Origin of the sequence: Rhizobium sp. CFBP 8752, assembly GCF_014842035.1 — a bacterium.
GTDB classification, from domain to species: domain Bacteria; phylum Pseudomonadota; class Alphaproteobacteria; order Rhizobiales; family Rhizobiaceae; genus Neorhizobium; species Neorhizobium soli.
The window spans coordinates 131,372-148,683 of record NZ_JACYUZ010000005.1; the positions used below are offsets into that span (position 1 = coordinate 131,372).

Genomic DNA, 17,312 nt, shown 5'->3' on the forward strand with positions numbered 1-17,312 from the left:
TTTCGCCGATGCGTGCTAGATTGACTTTACCACCCCAAGCCAGCAGAAATTTGCTTTGAGGCATCTTTCAACAGCACAGCAAATCGCTCCATGTCGCTCTCCTGTGTACGGAAAGCTGGGGCTGCGATGTTGACTGCGGCGATGACCGACCCGTCAAACGCTAAGACTGGCACCGAAACGGAAACCAGCTGATCACTTACTTCCCCGCGACTGATGCAGTGGCCAAGTCGCTTGATTGTCTTGAGCTCAGCTTCAAGCTTGTCGCGATCCGTGATGGTGCGGGATGTGAATTTTTCCAGCACCTCAGGCAACATTTGCGATTGAATCTGAGGTGGCAGGAAGGCCAGCAGCACCTTGTAGGATCCCGCGTGAAGTGGGCGCCGCCTACCGATCATCGAGTGCACGCGCAGATCACGTGTTGGCTCGAATTTTGCCACGCATAGGGATTCGCCGTTGTCGATGATACGGAGCTGCGTCGTTTCATTCACCTTTTGACCTAACCGCTCGAGGATCGGATTGGCGACTCTCACCAAATCCACCTGGGTCGAGGCTGCAGTTCCAAGAACAATCACTGCGGTGCCAAGGCGGTAGGCGCCGTCTTGGGCCTTGCGAACCATTCCTCGATGTTCCAGTGTGCGTAACATTCGTAGAACTCGAGGCTTTGTTTCACCGATATTTCGAGAAATTTCCGACAGTCGAATGTCTGGCGTTTTCGCGACTGCCATCAAAACTGAAATAGCTGTGTCGACGGATTGGACAATTTGGCTCTTTTCTTCCATGACCAATGACCTTTCTCACCCAAAATAATTATATCTGCCCAAACAAAAGGCACCGGTCTCTCATTACGTACACCGTAACACGAGCGAATTAAGTTTGACAGCTTGATGACAGGGTCCTACCAATATTGATGGAAACGGAGACAACTCGTTCAAAAAGCCGGCGCTAAGACCGAGCATTAATCAAGCCATAAGGAGTGGGATCATGGCCCTTACATATTGGAAACGTGCAGCGATTGCTCTGCTCGGTTCAATCGCAATCCCAGCACTCGCTGCTGCGCAGGAATCTCCCTTGACGATCGGCATGTCGACAACGCCGACGACACTCGATCCGCACGAAGACAGCTCGGCTCCCAACAGTGCGACTTCGCGCCACATTTGGGATAGTCTCGTCAACTTGACAGGGACTTCCGGTAGTGCGCCGGAACTGGCGACAGAATGGAAGCTGATTGATCCGACGCATTGGGAATTCAAGCTGCGGGATGGCGTGACCTTCCACGACGGTAGCAAATTCGATGCAGCTGACGTTGTCGCCTCGCTGCTGCGCGCCCGCGACAAGCCCAGCCAGGGCTTTGCTTCGTATACGCGCAACATCGCCAATGTCACCTCGACCGACAGTCTGACGATCGTGGTCGAAACCAAGGTGCCTGATCCGCTTATCTTGAACTCGCTTAGCCGCATCCGCATCATCAGCGCGGACTGTGCGCAGGCGCCTGTCCAGGATTTTGACGGCGGTAAATGCGCGGTCGGCACCGGTGCCTTCTCTTTTGTCTCCTATGCGCCAGGCAGCAGTCTGAAGTTGAAGCGCAACGATGCATATTACGCCGGAGCGTCGGACTGGTCTGAAGTCAATCTTCGTTTTCTGCCTGACGATGGTGCTCGTCTCGCCTCGCTTCTGTCGAACGAGATCGACGTGATTGAAGCCCTTCCGGCCGACGGGATGGCACGTGTTGAAGCAAGTGATAAGCTGCAGGTCATCAACGGCCGCTCCTCGCGCTTCGTTTATATGGGCATGGATGTCAGCCGTGATGTCTCACCGTTCGTGACGGCATCCGATGGCTCGCCCCTGCAAAAGAACCCTCTGAAGGACGAACGCGTCCGCCGCGCCATGTTGATGTCGATCAACCGCCCGGCGATCGTTGACCGTGTCATGCAGAAGAACGGTACCGTCGCCGACCAATATGTCGCCGAAGGCTATGCCGGCCATTCAAAGGATGTAGCGCCAGTCACCTATGACCCGGCTTCTGCAAAAGCGCTGCTTGCAGAAGCCGGTTATCCGGATGGCTTCGGTCTGACTTTGCATGGTCCGGCTGGCCGTTACGTCAAGGATACCGAAGTGCTGCAGGCCGTTGGCCAGATGTTTACTCGCATCGGCATCAAGTCCAAGGTCGAGGTACTGCCCTGGTCGATGTATTCCGATAGCTATTCGAAGGGCAGCTACAGTACGTTCCTCGGCTCATGGGGAGTCAACACCGGTGAAACTACCAATCCGACTGTTGCGCTAACAGCAACTCGTGACGAGAAGAAAGGTACCGGTCGTTACAACGGCGGTGGCATCTCGGATCCGGCAATCGACGAAGTCCTTGCCAAAGCAACCTCGACACTTGAGGAAGCGGACCGCCTGCCGCTGCTTGAGGAGCTTTCGACGCTCGCCTTCTCCAAGCTCTGGCTGCTGCCGATGCATTACGAGAATGTCGTTCTCGGTGCGAAGAAGTCGGTGACCTATGAAACGCGCGGCGACAAATACACGCTCGCCTACTATGTGAAGCCCGCGAAGTAACGCGGCAACGGCGGGTAGGCCCTCGGGCCACCCGCCAAGCAAATTTCAGGAGATAACGATGCAGGAACTTGGAACGAGCGGCGCTGCCGCCCGTGCGCGGGAGATCTACGACTACGGTCAGACGGCAATCTTCGCGTCGACAGCGGATCCCCGCCTTCATATGCTGCTTTATGTCCCGCCGACAGCGGCGGATGGGCGAAGGATCGACCTGCTGGTCGCCGTGCATGGCACAGGCCGCACCTCGGCAATCGATTTCCGCGACGGCTTTGCTGAGTTCGGGCTTTACAACGACTGTGCCATCCTCTGTCCGATCTTCCCGATGAACGTTCTGGGCGACGGTGCCCGATCCGGCTACAAGTTTATGGAAGAGGGCGACATCCGCTACGACCGGATCGTGCTTTCAATGGTCGAGGAAATGGCTGCGAAATACGATCAGGACTGGTCGAAGTTCGCAATTTTTGGATTTTCAGGAGGCGGCCACTTCGCGCATCGTTTCGCGATCCTGCATCCCGAGCGGCTTTGGGCTGCATCCGTCGGCGCACCAGGTTCGGTGACGCTGCTCGACCCCGAGCGTGACTGGTGGGTTGGCGTGCGGGACCTCGAGGTTCGTTTCGGCAAGGCTTTTGACGCCGAAGCGCTATCCAGAGTGCCCGTGCATATGGTGGTTGGAGATGCCGATCTCGAAACCTGGGAAATCACCCACAAGTCTGGCAGCAAATATTACATGGAAGGCGCCAATGACGCCGGTGAAAACCGTCCTGCGCGCCTCGAAGCACTTGCCGATTCGTTCCGCGCGGCTGGCGTCGATGTAACCTTCGACAAGGTCGCCGGTGTGTCACACGACCGCATCAAGGTTCTCGGCCACGTCAAAGCCTTCCTTGCCAAGATTTTGAATGAAAGACGCATGAAATGAAGAATGCAACGATCGTCGCGCCGCAACCGGAGGCCGTAGAGGCTGGTGCTGCGGTTCTCGAGCGCGGCGGCAACGCCATCGATGCAGCGCTGGCCTGCGCATTCGTGCAGGGCGTCGTCGATCCGCAGATGTCGGGTATCGGTGGTTTCGGCTCGATGCATGTCTATATGCCCGGCAAGGGCGTACACGATATCCTCGAGTTCTATGCGCGTGCACCGCTGGCCGCGACACCTGACATGTGGGTGGAAAGGGTCAAGGGCGAGAGCCGAGATGGGTTCGGCTATATCCTCGACGGCAACATCTCTGACATCGGCTACCTTGCCGTTTGCACGCCGGGTTCGCTGAAGGGCTATGAAACTGCGCTACGCGACTACGGCACCTTCGATTGGGCCGACCTGATGGCGCCGGCTATCGACTACGCCCGCAACGGCTTCATGATCCGCAGTCACATGCATTGGTATTGGTCGAAGGATCAGTCCAACGATGGCTTTGCTAATACTCAGGACAAGCTCCGATACTCGGCAACGGGGCGTAATGTCTATTTCCGGGAAGACGGCTCGCTACGCGATGTGGGCGAGACATTGGTCAACCGGGACATGGCAGACACGTTGGAGCGTATTGCCAGAAGTGGTGGTTCGGACATTTTCTATCATGGTGAGATCGCGCAGCAGATCGCTGCCGACTTTGCTTCCAACGGCGGTCTCATTGGGCTGAATGACCTGGCAAAATACGAACTTTCGAAGGTGGCCCCGATCTGGGGCGAGTATCGGGGACATCGCATCGCAACTTCGCCACCACCTGGCTCCGGGTTTCCAATGCTCGAACTCCTTCTCATCCTAGAGAATTTCGACATTGGCGCCATGCAGCATTCGGGGACGGAGCATGTCCGCACGCTGTTCGAAGCGATGAAGCGCATGACGATCGACAAGGATGCGCATATGGGCGACCCGACCTATGTCGACGTGCCGTTCGAAAAGCTGCTTTCCAAAGAATATGCTGCCGCCCATGCGGCTTCGATCAAGGCCGGCGAACGTGTCGCCGTTTCTCGCCTGGACCGCTCGCAGCGCGACACCACGCATATCTCAGTGATCGACAAGCATGGCAATGCGGTGGCGATGACCCATACGCTTGGCAGCCCGTCCGGCGCTATCACCGACGGTCTCGGCTTCATGTACAACGGCACCATGAGCCGGTTCAATCCGTTCCCAGGCAAGCCGGGTTCGATTGCTCCCGGCAAGCGCCGGCCAAGTTCCGCGGCACCGACAATTGTCTTCAAGGACGAGCAGCCGTACATCGTCGTCGGTGCGCCGGGTGGCAGCTACATAGCCCCGGCAATTGCCCAGTCACTGATGAACATGATCGATTTCGACATGCCGGTGCTTGAAGCGGTCGCCGCTCCGCGCGTTGTCGGAGTGTCTAACAAGATCGATATCTCTAACCGCATTCGTCGTTCGGTGGAGAAAGAACTGCGCAGCGAGGGATACGATGTGGCGCGAACGCCGCAGACTTATGCTTTTGCCGCTGTCCATGCCATCAAGATCGAAGACGGTGTGTCGAGGGGCGCGGCCGATCCACAGCGCGATGGACTGTCGCTGTCCGTCGACTGATAAAGGAACTGCTTCATGGTTACGTCTATCATCAGAAGACTGATCCAAGCGCTCTTCGTCGTCCTTGCGATGACGGTGATCGTATTTGTCGGTGTGAACGTCATTGGAAACCCAGTCGATATCCTTATCAACCCTGATGCCAATCAGGTTGAACGGGCGAGGGTCATTGCCCACTACGGGCTCGATCAGCCTCTATGGAAGCAATATTTTCTGTTCCTGCAAGGCCTCGCTCAGGGTAACTTCGGCGACAGCTTCGTCTATGGGCGACCGGCTCTCGGCCTGATCCTCGAACGCCTGCCGGCAACTTTGGAACTGGCGGTAACAGCGCTCGGGCTGGCACTTGTCGTCGGCTTGCCGCTCGGCCTCTATGCCGGTCTCTACCCCAACCGGATCTCGTCGCGTGTTATTATGACCGGCTCGATCCTCGGCTTCTCGCTGCCGACATTCTGGGTCGGGCTGATGCTGATCATGGTGTTTTCGGTCGAACTCGGCTGGCTGCCGACCAATGGTCGAGGCCCGACACGCGAGTTGCTGGGCGTACAATGGTCGTTCCTGACCCAGAACGGCCTCTGGCATCTGATGCTGCCGGCGCTCAACCTTGCACTCTTCAAGACTTCGCTGATCCTGCGGTTGACCCGTGCCGGCGTGCAGGAAGTGCTGCCGCAAGATTACGTTAAATTTGCCCGTGCAAAGGGACTGCGCGAGCGGCGGGTGATTTTTGTGCATGTGCTCAAGAACCTGATGATCCCGGTTGTCACCATCATCGGCCTGGAATTCGGCTCACTAATCGCATTTTCCGTCGTGACCGAGAGCATCTTTGCCTGGCCGGGCATGGGCAAGCTGATTATTGACTCGATCAACCTGCTCGATCGTCCCGTTATCGTCGCCTACCTGATGATGATGGTCCTGCTATTCGTCGTTTTGAACTTCCTGATCGACGTCTGCTACACGCTGCTGGACCCTCGTGTCCGGCTCGACTCCAAGGCTTAAAGTCATGATCGAAGCCCCCACTCCAGAAACCTCCAGCATCCCACCAGAACCAAGCCGCCTGCGTCGGCAGCTGCGCGATTTCATGCGCTCCCCCGGTGCGGTCGCCGGCCTCACGGTACTCTTGGTCATCATCTGTCTTGCCTTGCTCGCGCCGCTGATCTCGCCGCAGAATCCATATGACCTGATGCAGCTTGATATCATGGATGGCCGCTTGCCACCGGGGTCGGAATCGATGACGGGGCTGACCTATCATCTCGGAACAGACAGCCAAGGTCGCGACATTCTTTCGGGCATTCTGTACGGCCTGCGGACCTCGCTCGCGGTCGGCGTCCTGTCGGCTATTGCTGCAGCGGTGATCGGCACATCCGCCGGTCTGTTCGCTGCCTATGTCGGAGGCCGCACAGAGACGTTCATGATGCGGCTGGTCGATCTCCAGCTGTCCTTTCCGACCATTTTGATGGCATTGATGATGCTGGCGGTGCTCGGCAAGGGTGTCACCAACGTCATCATCGCGCTGATCATCGCCGAGTGGGCCACCTATGCCCGCACCGTGCGCGCTGCGGCACTGGTCGAGCGGGAGAAGGAGTATATTGAGGCGGCAAGGACTTTGCGGCTGCCGGGCTGGCGCATCCTCTTCAAACACTTGCTGCCCAACTGTCTCGCGCCGGTGATCGTCATCGGTACCATGCAGGTGGCACGCGCCATCGGACTTGAGGCGACACTGTCCTTCCTTGGCCTTGGAGCTTCGGTCACCGAACCGTCTTTGGGCATGCTGATCTCCACCGGCTACCAATATCTCCTGACCGGTCTTTACTGGATCAGTTTCTTCCCCGGCATCGCACTGCTCGTCACCATCGTCTCCATCAATCTCGTCGGCGACAGGCTGCGTGATGTGCTCAACCCGAGGAATGTCTGATGACAGCTCTTCTTGAAGTCAGCAATCTGGTCACCGAATTCGGTAGATCCCCAAAAAGCCCTGGCCTGCGGGCGGTCAACGACGTCTCTTTCAGCCTGCAGCGCGGACGGGTGCTGGGACTGGTCGGAGAATCTGGCTCCGGCAAATCCGTTACCGGGTTTTCGATCATGAGGCTCCTGGACAAGCCGGGCAGGGTGGCATCAGGCCAGATCATGTTCGATGGCCAAGACCTGGCGAAGGTCTCGGACGAAGGCATGCGGCGCCTGCGCGGCAAGCGCATCGCCATGGTTTTCCAAGATCCGATGATGACCCTGAACCCGGTGCTGACCATTGGCACCCAGATGATCGAGGCGGTTCGCGCGCATGATGACGTCTCCAAGGATGTCGCTCGCCAGCGTGCCCGAGACGCACTTGGGCTCGTCGGTATCCCGAGCCCGGAAGAGCGGCTTTCCGCTTTCCCGCATCAGTTTTCAGGCGGTATGCGCCAGCGTGTGGCGATTGCCATCGCCGTCCTGCACCAGCCGGACCTGATCATCGCCGACGAACCTACGACAGCTCTGGACGTCACCATCCAGAGCCAGATCATCTCGGAATTCCAGAAGCTTGCTGAACAGTCGAATACGGCGGTCATTTGGATCACCCACGACCTCGCAATCGTCTCGCGGCTCGCGGACGACATAGCTGTGATGTATGCCGGCCGGCTCGTCGAGACCGGCACGGTGATGGAAGTGCTGGGGGACCCGCGACATCCCTATACCCGCGGCCTGATCGCATCGGTTCCGTCGGAAAACCGTCGTGGCGAGCCTTTGCGGCAAATCCCCGGAATGACGCCGTCGATCACCCGGCTGCCGAAGGGCTGTAGTTTCCAGACCCGGTGTGAACGCGTATCCGAGGGCTGTCTGATCATGCCGCCGCTCATCCCCGAAGACAACCGCGCCTTCCGCTGCATCCATCCCTACAGGAAGGCTGAAGCCTGATGACCGATATACAAGCCCCCCTGATCGAAACTCCCTTGATCGAAGCCCGCCACGTGTCCCGCCGTTTCGGCTCCAAGCCTGACCTGGCCGAAAAGATCGCTTTGAAGCTGCGCATCGCCAAGCCATCGCCGATCGTCCATGCCCTCGACGATGTCAGTTTGACGATCCGCCGTGGCGAGGTCGTCGGCCTGGTTGGCGAAAGCGGCTGCGGCAAGTCGACGCTCGGCCGCGTTATCGCCGGTATTATCCCGCCAAGCGACGGTGAAGTGGCATGGAATGGCGTCGATCGCGCGAAGATGACATCGAGCCAACAGCATATCGCGGGCCTTGCCACCCAGATGATTTTTCAAAACCCGATGGCGGCGCTCAACCCCCGCATGACGGTGGAAGAGCTTGTCTCCGAGGCGCCAAGGACGCATGGGCTTATCCCGAAGGGACAGCGCGCCGACTATATCGACCGCTATCTGACTTTGGCCGGTTTTGATCCGACGATGAAAAGCCGTTATCCGCACCAGTTCTCCGGCGGTCAGCGACAGCGCGTCAACATCGCCCGGGCGCTGGCCGTGCAGCCGGAGTTCATCGTCTGCGACGAGAGCGTCGCTGCGCTGGACGTTTCGATCCAGGCGCAGGTCATAAACCTGTTCATGGACCTGCGCGACCGGCTCGGCCTGACCTATCTGTTCGTCAGCCACGATCTCGGGGTCGTCGAGCACATCTCGGATCGCGTGGCGATCATGTATCTTGGGCGTATCGTCGAGGAAGCGCCAGTTGAGGAGGTATTTCGCCGACCCAACCATCCCTACACTCAGGCGCTGCTTGCGGAGGTCCCGCGTATCGAACCCGGCAAGCGACGGTTCAAGGCGGTCGAGGGCGAGCTGCCAAGCCCACTCAATCCGCCAAACGGTTGTCATTTCCATCCGCGCTGTCCGTTCGCAATGGACCGCTGTCGGGTTGAGATCCCGCTCAAAAAGGAAGTCGGTCCCGGTCATTTTTCGGCCTGTCACCTCAACGACTGACCCTTACCACATCTATCAGGAAATCAGACTATGACTGAACAATCCTCTACGTCGGGCATCAACGACATAGGCGCTCTCATCGCTGACTTGGTGAAACAAGATGAGCAGCGGTTTGTCCAGATTCGCCGGCAGCTCCACGAATATCCCGAGATAGCTTTCGAGGAAGTCCGCACGGCAGCACTTGTGGCCCGTACGCTGACAGAACTGGGTATTGAACATACGACAGGCATAGGGCGAACCGGCGTTGTTGGGCATATCAGGGGCAAACGGCCAGGTCCGACACTGTTGATCCGGGGAGATATGGACGCTCTGCCCATGCAGGAAGAGACCGGGCTTGCCTATGCCAGCAAGATCCCGAACCGGATGCATGCCTGCGGTCATGACCTCCATACCGCTACCGTCTTGGCAGTGGGCGGGGTTTTGAAGCAGCTGGAAGATCGCCTTTGCGGGGATGTCCGGCTGGTGTTCCAACCTGCAGAGGAGGCGATCGGTGGCGCCAAGGAAATGATTGCCGATGGCGTAATGGAGGGCGTCGACATGGCGCTCAGCCTTCACAACCGTCCGGAACTGCCAGTCGGCAAATTCGGCATCGTGCATGGATACGCCACGTCGTCGGTAGATTCGTTCGACATCGTCGTGCGCGGCAAAGGTGGGCACGCGGCTCGGCCCTATGCTGCCGTCGATCCAATTGTCATTGCCGCCCATTTGGTCGGTCAGATACAGACAATCGTTTCCAGAGATGTGCGAGCGCTTGACGCCTGCGTGGTGACAGTCGGCTCTATTCATGCCGGTGAGGCGCGAAACATCATACCGGAAATTTGCGAACTGAAGGGGACCGTGCGCAGCCGCCAGCCCGAGGCGCGCGATGCTGCGGAAATCGGTTTGCAGCGTCTGTGCGACGGTGTGGCACTGGCATTCAGGGCGACCTGCGACCTGACCTACACCCGTGGAACGCCCCCAATCTTCAATGATGAAGGCATGCTGACGAAAACGGTCGAAGCGATCGCCGCACAGCTGGGAGACGTCTCCATAGAGTTTGAGCCAAGCATGGGAGGCGAGGATTTCGCGCTCATGGCCGCAATGGTGCCGTCATTCCGCTTGCTCGTGGGCTCATCGCAGCCGGGCCGGAAGGACACGGTGCACAGTCCAAACTATCAGCCCGACGAGCGCTCGATTGCGTTCGGTACGATGGCTCTCGCCAGAACCGTAGTCGATGTGCTGAGCTGAAATTCCAACAAGAGGTGTGCAGAATACCTCACTCACCGGCTTCGATCAGTAACCTCGCTCTTTTCCAGGTATGACCCGGTCTGCAACTTCTTTCGTATTTTGTAGCTTTAGCGAGCCCGTGCGATCAGGCACAGTTTACGTCACGCATCACTTTGGACACCCCTGGATATCCTGATTGCGCGTTGGTGCAACAAGGAGCATTTCATAAATGCCCGAGCAAAATGAATTCCCAGCTAGTAGCTTATGCCGCAATGAACTTAGAACGTCGAAAAGAGCCGTAAATTATCTGCTTACTTGCACCGGACCACGTGTCCATGGTTCGTATTGGTCCAAGGCGAGCCTTCGACGCTTTGACGCCCAGTGTCCGGGTTAGCACGGTAGGCGCATCCCCGCACTGAAACTGCGATCATGCAGATCCTGGTAGACAGGTCGGGTTGTCAACGAACAGTCATCGGGACATAGCGGCCATGAGTTCATTCACTGTTGCAGCCCTGGATAGGCCCAAATGCCGGATACACGCATCAGATCTCTGTAGATCGTCATTCTTTCTGCTTCGGTAACCTTCGCAGCCTCGGCAGCGTTGTCTGCATCAAGCGCATTCAGTGGGGTGACGACAGTGCGCAAGTCCTTCTGAGCCAGTGCTTCTTCTAGCAACGTGTGAGCCCGCCGCATGTGGCTAGAACTAGTAATGAGCAGTACGGTGTCTGCCTGGTGGCGAGTCAACAACGTCGCGGCGTTGAGGACATTGCCTATCGTGTCTCTCGACTTGTCCTCAATGAGGATACGGCCGCGGTCGATCCCTTTCTCCACGAGCCACTTCATCATGAGATCACCCTCGGTTACGCCGCTTTTCGGGACGCCGCCGGATACCAATATCATGGCCTCCGGATTGGCTAGTGCCGCCTTGAGCGTAACATCAAGCCTGTCAAGCAAGGGCTGTTGCATGATGCCACCATCTCCGAGGGCGTAGCCGAGCGTCAGGATGACGACCTTGCCGGTGATGGTTCGTACATCGAAATTCAGGGTGTTCGCCATGATCTTCTCGGCGGCTAGGAAACGTTTGCGGTAGGCGTCAGCCCGATCCATATCCATGCCGGCTAGCGCCGTGTGCGCGAGTTCCGCACTATCCTTGTCCTGCTTGATATGGGCGATGGCCTCAAGCCATGCCTGCGCCTCGAAGGCATTAGGATTTTTCTCGAGGATGCCTTGGTATGTCAACGCTGCTTCATCCAGCTTCTTCTGGAGGATTTGCGTGGACGCGATGGCGTAACGGAAGTCCATACGCTCCGGTGCAAGCTTGGAAGCCTCGGCAAAGGCAGCCTCGACAACGTCGTACTTTCCGTGAAGCGTTATGCCCTTGAAGACTTCACTCTCGGCCTTTTTGACGTCTCCCCCCGTCCAGTAATATCGCATACCAGTATCAACGAGTTCCTTGATGCGGCCTGCGTTGGACTGGTCGAATCCGAGGGCGGGTGATGTGCTCAGAGCTGTAAATAGAGCAAGTAGGCAAATGCTTCTTTGGATCATGATGAGCTCCCTTTATGACAATTTTTTAGCCCGAATGAAGACTGCGCTTCATATCGGCGATGCTACCCGGAGCCATGCTATCGTCTTCCTGCGGTAAGCTATGTCTATCTGGATAGAGTCCCTGTAAAGGCGGTCGAGCTTTGCATCTCGACGTGCTCCGCATCACGTAGGTTGTTGCGCTTTCAGTAAGATGCGGAAGCCCTTCGGTCCATACATTGCGTTAGGTGATTAGCGACATATCCCCTTACGCGTCTGGTACCCGATGTGGGTGCAGACGCGTACTATAGGGGCGCCCTGCTTGTTATACCCGTAGTTCCTTCTGACCTCCAGGCATCCGCATGAGCAGAATAAGAGAAAGAATGGTTAGGCAAAGTAGTAGCGTGGAGAGAGCTGCTGCAGTCCCGAGCTGACCTCTAATCACCTCTGCGTAGATCCCGAGCGAAAGTGTTTGGGTCGAAACATTATACAAAAATAGCGTCGTACTTAGCTCAGTAATGATCGTTACCCAGCTAAGAACGGCGCCTGATAGTATCCCTGGCGCAAGTGCTGGAATAATGACCCGTGTGAACGTGCGAAATTTTGAGGCTCCGAGGCTAATAGCCGCTTCTTCAACTGTCGGGCTGAGTTGATGCATCAAAGCAGTAGTTGAACGCACAGAATAAGGGAGCCGCCGGATTGTGAGTGCGATTATCATAATGGCGATGGTGCCCGTTAACGGTAAAGCTCCGTCGTTAAACGTTGCTACAAGCGCAATGCCGATCACGAGGCCAGGTACGACGTATGGCACCATCGTCATTGTATCGAGCGCGCTGCTGAGAGCACCTTTGCGTCGCACCGTCAGATACGCGACCAAAACGGCGACCACGACAAGAATTGCGAGGGCGGCGAGGCCAATACCGAAAGTGTTGGTCACATATCGAATTATATCGCGCTGAGACTTCGTGTAGTTTTCAAACGTGTAGCCATTGACGAACTGGCCATAGAGCGTTTTGCGGAAAGAACTAACAATGACGACAACGAGAGGCGCGAGAGCAAGCGTCACAAACCCGTACACATAACTATGTACTGCCCACAGCCTCCAACCATTTAAAGAGCGTGGCTCGATAGGGCGCATTGCCGTCATGGTAAATGTGCGGCGTTCAACAAAATATCTCTGAACCACGAAGACCGTTAGCGTTACAGCCATGACAATGACGGCGATTGCCGCCGCGAAGTTATGGTCGGTACTTACTTCCCCGACGAAGGAAGTGTAAATAAGAACAGGAATGGTGCGGAAGCCCTGTCCAATGAGCATAGGCGTTCCGAAATCCGCAAATGCCCTCACAAACACGAGCAGACTTCCAGCAAGCACTGTTGGCCATAGCAGCGGAAGGATCACTTTGCGGATGCGACGCCATCCAGTCGCCCCAAGGTTTTCTGCGGCTTCGAGAACGGAGACATCAACCGTTCGCCAGGCTCCCATCAGGTACGTGAAAATGAGCGGAACGAGTTGCAGTGTCAAAACGAGTATAATACCGGAAAATCCATAGATGCTTGGCGGCTTTATGCCGAACATGGTCTGCATAGCGCGCGAGAGCATGCCGTTATTGCCCAACAGCAGAATCCATGAGTATGCACCGATAAATGGCGGTGACATCATCGATGCCAGGATAAGGATCTGGATTGTGCGGTTTCCGCGCACCCGATACATCGCCATGAAATAAGCGAGCGGGAAGGCCACGACGAGAGCCAGCACCGTCACGCAAACCGTAACCAGAACGCTGTTCAAAAGCGTCATATAGTACAGGCGGGAAGAGAAGAACGTTCTGAAGCCCTCGAGACTGAACTCGTCTCCACGCATGACGCTGCTGATGAGTACTTGTATCAGTGGCCAGATCACCAACAGCAGATAGCCAGTTGTTAGACCAACGGCGATGGAAGTCCATCCATCGAAACGCTGCCGGCGCGCGCTCATGTCCTGCCCCCAGTCATAATAGAGTGGCCGGTCGAGGCATCGAAAAAGGTAAGCATCTCAGAGTTGAACGTGAGAGAGACTTTCTCGCCTTTTCTCCACAATGATGCGCGATGGGAGAACTCCAGAAATTCGACTAGTTCGCCATTATTCAGTTGCGCGCGAACCTGCGAGTGGGACCCGAGGAATGTCTCATCTACGATCTCCGCCTTCAGACCGTCTGCAGCGGCTGCTACAGCCTCTGGGCGAATAGAAACGATAACAGGTCCGCTGAATGTCGGATCTATAACCGAAGATACATCTATAACGGCGCCATCACCCATATCGACGTGAGAAGCGCCGTCCTTCAGCGTCAAGACGCGCTGTAAGAGGTTGGTCTTCCCTATAAATTCGGCAACAAAGCGATTTGCCGGATTTCTATAAATTTCAGAAGGCGGCCCGACTTGCTGCACCACGCCGAGGTTCATAATAGCGATCCTGTCTGACACCGCCATCGCCTCTTCCTGGTCATGTGTGACGTAGACCGTTGTGATGCCCGCTTTGCGTTGTGCGTCTTTGATAGTGTCGCGCATCTCGACGCGAAGCTTGGCGTCAAGGTTGGAAAGCGGTTCGTCCATCAACAAAACGGCAGGCTGGATGACAAGAGCGCGGGCTAGTGCGACACGCTGCTGCTGGCCCCCGGACATTTGTCCGGGAAGCCGATCTCTGAGGTGATCCATATGAACGGAAGCTAGCGCCTCCTGCACACGCCTCTCGCTTTCGGGACGCCCGACCGAGCGGGTCTCTAAACCGAAGACAACGTTTTTGGCTGCGGTCATGTGCGGAAAGAGAGCGTAATTTTGAAAAACCATGCCAATGTTTCTATCGGCAGGGGGTTGGTCGTTGACCGGAACTCCGTCGAAGGCAATCGTTCCGGACTCAATTGAATTGAAACCAGCGATCATTCTTAGCAACGTAGTCTTTCCACAACCGGACGGACCCAGCAAAGTGAAAAATTCGCCATCTTCGATTTCGAGACTGAGGTCTTCAATAGCAACCTGGCCATTGTACTCCTTGCGAAGGGAGCGCAGCGCAATTTTTGTCATGATACAGTTCCTGACCCAAAGCCGGTGTTAGAGCGCTTCCTCAAGAACCTTTTTGTACTTCGCAACGATTTCGCCGCGGTGTTTGGCGACGTAGGGGCCGTCTTCCTGAATGGTAGGAATGTCGGCCAAAGCTGGCAGGCCGGGTTTGGTAACTCCGTTGCGTAGCGGGCGGCCCGCGGTTTTCTCGGCCAAGAGAGTCTGACCTTCTTCCGAAATGACGAAGTCGACAAAGGCCTTGGCAGCAGGCTGGTTTGGGCCACCTTTGATGACTTGGATCGTGGCCGGCAAGAAAGCGGCACCTTCTTTCGGATAAACGATCTCAACGGGTGCGCCACTGTTCACGAAATTTAGTGAAAGCGGTTCGTAGGTAAGGCCGACAACGTATTCGCCGGCAGCCACGTCTTTCGCAACTTGGCTTGAGGAGCTAATTGTAATCCCGTTGAGCTGAGTGACAAGCTTGCGAACAAAATCCCACCCTTGCTGAGATTCATAATCGCCTCCGACAGCCTTCAAGATATTTGTAAGCTGGGCAAATGCAGATGACGAACTGGTCGGGTCGCCGAAAGCAATCTTACCCTTAAGTTCTGGCTTTAGCAGGTCGGCGTAGCTTGTAATTGTAAGGCCTGCCGAGCTGGCCGCATCTTTATTTACAAGAAGATTAGATCCATCCGCCTGGTACGGCGTGAAGAATCCAGTCGCGTTTTTTCCTGCGTCCACCATGTTGCTATCTTGTGGCGAGACGTATTTTTCCCAAAGCTCGATATTGGTGTTTGCCTGCGCAGCACCGCCGCCGAACATGACGTCGCCCTGGGGATTTGCCGACTCTGAGCGAACTCGTTGATAGAGTTCTCCAGTTCCCGCCGTAACTATTTGGACTTCGACGCCTGATTTCTCCTCGAAGACCGGAACGAGGCTATCCAGCATGCCTTGTTCGTTCGGTGTGTAGACGACAAGTGTAGTTCCGGCGATTTTGCCTTGTTCTTGAGCTAAGGCGTTCGGAATTACCGCAGTAGCAAACGCTGCGATCGCGAGTGCTGCTGTGGTGAGGAAGTGGGTATGACGCATTTGGGTTCCTTCTCTATCAGCCGATTGGCATTAGTGGCAGCATTCTTCTTCTTTAAACGGGAAATGCACACCCAAGCTAAATCTCTGATTTAGGTGGGTGAGATGTGTCATAAAACTGTCATAAATCTAACTGTGTCAAGCCGATAGTGGGCGGTTGGTAGTGGAGCAAGTCGTGGTTTCGTCTGATCATCGCAAGTTAAACGCGAGAAATTAGATGCATCTAAACTCTTCAAGAAAACGGGCGTTACTAGACGACCGACACTTGCTTACTTAGGCGATGAGCAGCAGTCTTGAGAACGAGCCCCACGTATTTCAACGTGGGGCGGAGCCTTTATCGCGAATTGGTCAGCCAGAAATCCTGCCAGTCCTGAAGCTTGGCGAAGTCGTCCGGCGTCGTTTCCGAATGGTTGACGTAGAGGCGGTCGATGACGTTGGCGATACCGGATGCTTCGTCTGCAGGCATTTTCGCGTCCGTGTTGGTTGAGATCTTGCCGTCGGACAGCTGCGGTGCCATTCCTTCTTCGGTCATCATGAAGTGGACAAACAATTTGGCGGTGTTCGGGCTTTTCGTGCCGGCAGCGATCACCGCGACTCGCGGGGTGAGTTGGCCGACCCAAGGCTTCATTTCCTTGCAGATGCCCATGCCATAACCATCCTTCTTGGCGTCGCGAAAAATGGCGGCGCTAAGAAAGCCGATCGGGGGCTTTTCGTCCGCAGCGCCGACGATCGGCCCGACATCGGTATCACTCTTGGTAACCTTCAGCTTGTTCTGGGCCAGGCGTTTGACCCATTCGGCGGTCGCACTTGCCTCGTTGGTCTTCAACTCCTCGCCGAACTGGGCCTTATAGGCCTCGCGCATGGCCTCGTCCTCGTGGGTCGCAAGCTGGTTGAACCAGAACATGGTCTCATTGCGCAGCAGCGGATCAGGAATGGCAACGCGGCCTTTCCATTCCTGTGTGGTCAAGGCCCAGAGATTGTCGACCGGGCAGGTCTCGCCGTGCACGCTTGTGTTATAGGCGAAGACCCATGGATTGTTGCTGGTAATCGCCGGGCTCTGGTATTGCATCGGGATCTTAGCCTTGAGGTCCGGCGCAAGCCAGGAGATCCCGAAACCCTGGGGCAGGATCTGGCTCGCCACCGACGGCAAATTGCTCATGTTGAAGACGTCGGTGCGTACATTGCCTGCTGCTGCTTCACGGGCGATGATCTGTTCCTGGTCCTGGCCGCTCATCTTGACGCCGGTCGCCTTCAGACCGTATTTTTGCGAAAAGTTTTCGGCCATCGAGACGATCTTGCCGGTGGCGTCGATGACGGTGATCGGCCCTTCCTTCTTAGCCGCTTTGATCAGCGCCTCCAACGAGTAGGCGCTGTCGGCAATGCCGATGTCCTTTGCTTCTTGCCCCGCGGCAGCCGTCAGGCCGATGGTCATAACGGACGCGCCCGCCAGTAGATGGATCAGTGTTCTAGGCATGTATTCCTCCA

14 protein-coding genes are annotated in these 17,312 nt (G+C 56.4%); 8 read left to right on the top strand and 6 right to left on the bottom strand.

Features of this window, described 5'->3' with window-relative positions; all coding sequences use genetic code 11:
* Positions 1-26 precede the first annotated feature (26 nt).
* A complete protein-coding gene (locus IFT59_RS21070; RefSeq protein ID WP_192088208.1) occupies positions 27-779 on the bottom strand; it encodes an IclR family transcriptional regulator in 753 nt (250 codons plus the stop codon).
* A gap of 202 nt (positions 780-981) precedes the next feature.
* Here IFT59_RS21070 and IFT59_RS21075 point away from each other — a divergent pair, with 202 nt between their 5' ends.
* Genes IFT59_RS21075 through IFT59_RS21110 form a run of 8 tightly spaced genes read left to right on the top strand, consistent with a single transcriptional unit; the run spans position 982 to position 10,202 of the window.
* Positions 982-2,556 carry an ABC transporter substrate-binding protein gene (locus IFT59_RS21075; protein WP_192088209.1) on the top strand — a complete coding sequence of 525 codons (1,575 nt, stop codon included), beginning with the start codon at positions 982-984 and terminating at the stop codon, positions 2,554-2,556.
* Between the two features lie 58 nt (positions 2,557-2,614).
* Positions 2,615-3,469 (top strand): alpha/beta hydrolase, encoded by an 855-nt coding sequence (locus tag IFT59_RS21080; protein WP_192088210.1) that lies wholly within the window; start codon positions 2,615-2,617, stop codon positions 3,467-3,469.
* A complete protein-coding gene (gene ggt, locus IFT59_RS21085) occupies positions 3,466-5,076 on the top strand; it encodes a gamma-glutamyltransferase (protein WP_113166031.1) in 1,611 nt (536 codons plus the stop codon). The genes IFT59_RS21080 and ggt overlap by 4 nt, the downstream gene beginning before the upstream one ends.
* A gap of 15 nt (positions 5,077-5,091) precedes the next feature.
* Positions 5,092-6,066, top strand: coding sequence for an ABC transporter permease (locus tag IFT59_RS21090; protein ID WP_113166032.1), 975 nt, complete (start codon positions 5,092-5,094; stop codon positions 6,064-6,066).
* A 4-nt stretch (positions 6,067-6,070) separates the two neighbouring features.
* The gene (locus IFT59_RS21095) at positions 6,071-6,982 is read left to right on the top strand and encodes an ABC transporter permease (protein ID WP_113166033.1); all 912 of its coding nucleotides are present in this window, start codon (positions 6,071-6,073) and stop codon (positions 6,980-6,982) included.
* A complete protein-coding gene (locus tag IFT59_RS21100) occupies positions 6,982-7,959 on the top strand; it encodes an ABC transporter ATP-binding protein (protein ID WP_113166034.1) in 978 nt (325 codons plus the stop codon). The genes IFT59_RS21095 and IFT59_RS21100 overlap by 1 nt, the downstream gene beginning before the upstream one ends.
* Entirely contained in the window at positions 7,959-8,975 is a 1,017-nt protein-coding gene (locus IFT59_RS21105; protein ID WP_192088211.1) for an ABC transporter ATP-binding protein, read from the top strand. Before IFT59_RS21100 ends, IFT59_RS21105 begins: the two co-directional genes overlap by 1 nt.
* A 30-nt stretch (positions 8,976-9,005) precedes the next feature.
* On the top strand, positions 9,006-10,202 hold the full coding sequence (locus IFT59_RS21110) for a M20 metallopeptidase family protein (RefSeq protein WP_192088212.1): 1,197 nt from the start codon (positions 9,006-9,008) through the stop codon (positions 10,200-10,202).
* 477 nt (positions 10,203-10,679) lie between these two features.
* Here IFT59_RS21110 and IFT59_RS21115 read toward each other — a convergent pair whose 3' ends face one another.
* The 5 genes from IFT59_RS21115 to IFT59_RS21135 all read right to left on the bottom strand — a co-directional run bounded on the left by IFT59_RS21115 (position 10,680) and on the right by IFT59_RS21135 (position 17,301).
* Positions 10,680-11,729 carry a YdcF family protein gene (locus IFT59_RS21115; RefSeq protein WP_192088213.1) on the bottom strand — a complete coding sequence of 350 codons (1,050 nt, stop codon included), beginning with the start codon at positions 11,727-11,729 and terminating at the stop codon, positions 10,680-10,682.
* A gap of 301 nt (positions 11,730-12,030) precedes the next feature.
* A complete protein-coding gene (locus tag IFT59_RS21120; RefSeq protein WP_192088214.1) occupies positions 12,031-13,683 on the bottom strand; it encodes an ABC transporter permease in 1,653 nt (550 codons plus the stop codon).
* Positions 13,680-14,765: an ABC transporter ATP-binding protein gene (locus IFT59_RS21125; protein ID WP_113166039.1), complete on the bottom strand. Its 1,086-nt coding sequence runs from the start codon at positions 14,763-14,765 to the stop codon at positions 13,680-13,682. The genes IFT59_RS21120 and IFT59_RS21125 overlap by 4 nt, the downstream gene beginning before the upstream one ends.
* Positions 14,766-14,792: 27 nt before the next feature.
* The gene (locus tag IFT59_RS21130; RefSeq protein ID WP_113166040.1) at positions 14,793-15,830 is read right to left on the bottom strand and encodes an extracellular solute-binding protein; all 1,038 of its coding nucleotides are present in this window, start codon (positions 15,828-15,830) and stop codon (positions 14,793-14,795) included.
* 331 nt (positions 15,831-16,161) lie between these two features.
* Positions 16,162-17,301 carry an ABC transporter substrate-binding protein gene (locus IFT59_RS21135; RefSeq protein ID WP_113166049.1) on the bottom strand — a complete coding sequence of 380 codons (1,140 nt, stop codon included), beginning with the start codon at positions 17,299-17,301 and terminating at the stop codon, positions 16,162-16,164.
* Positions 17,302-17,312 lie beyond the last annotated feature (11 nt).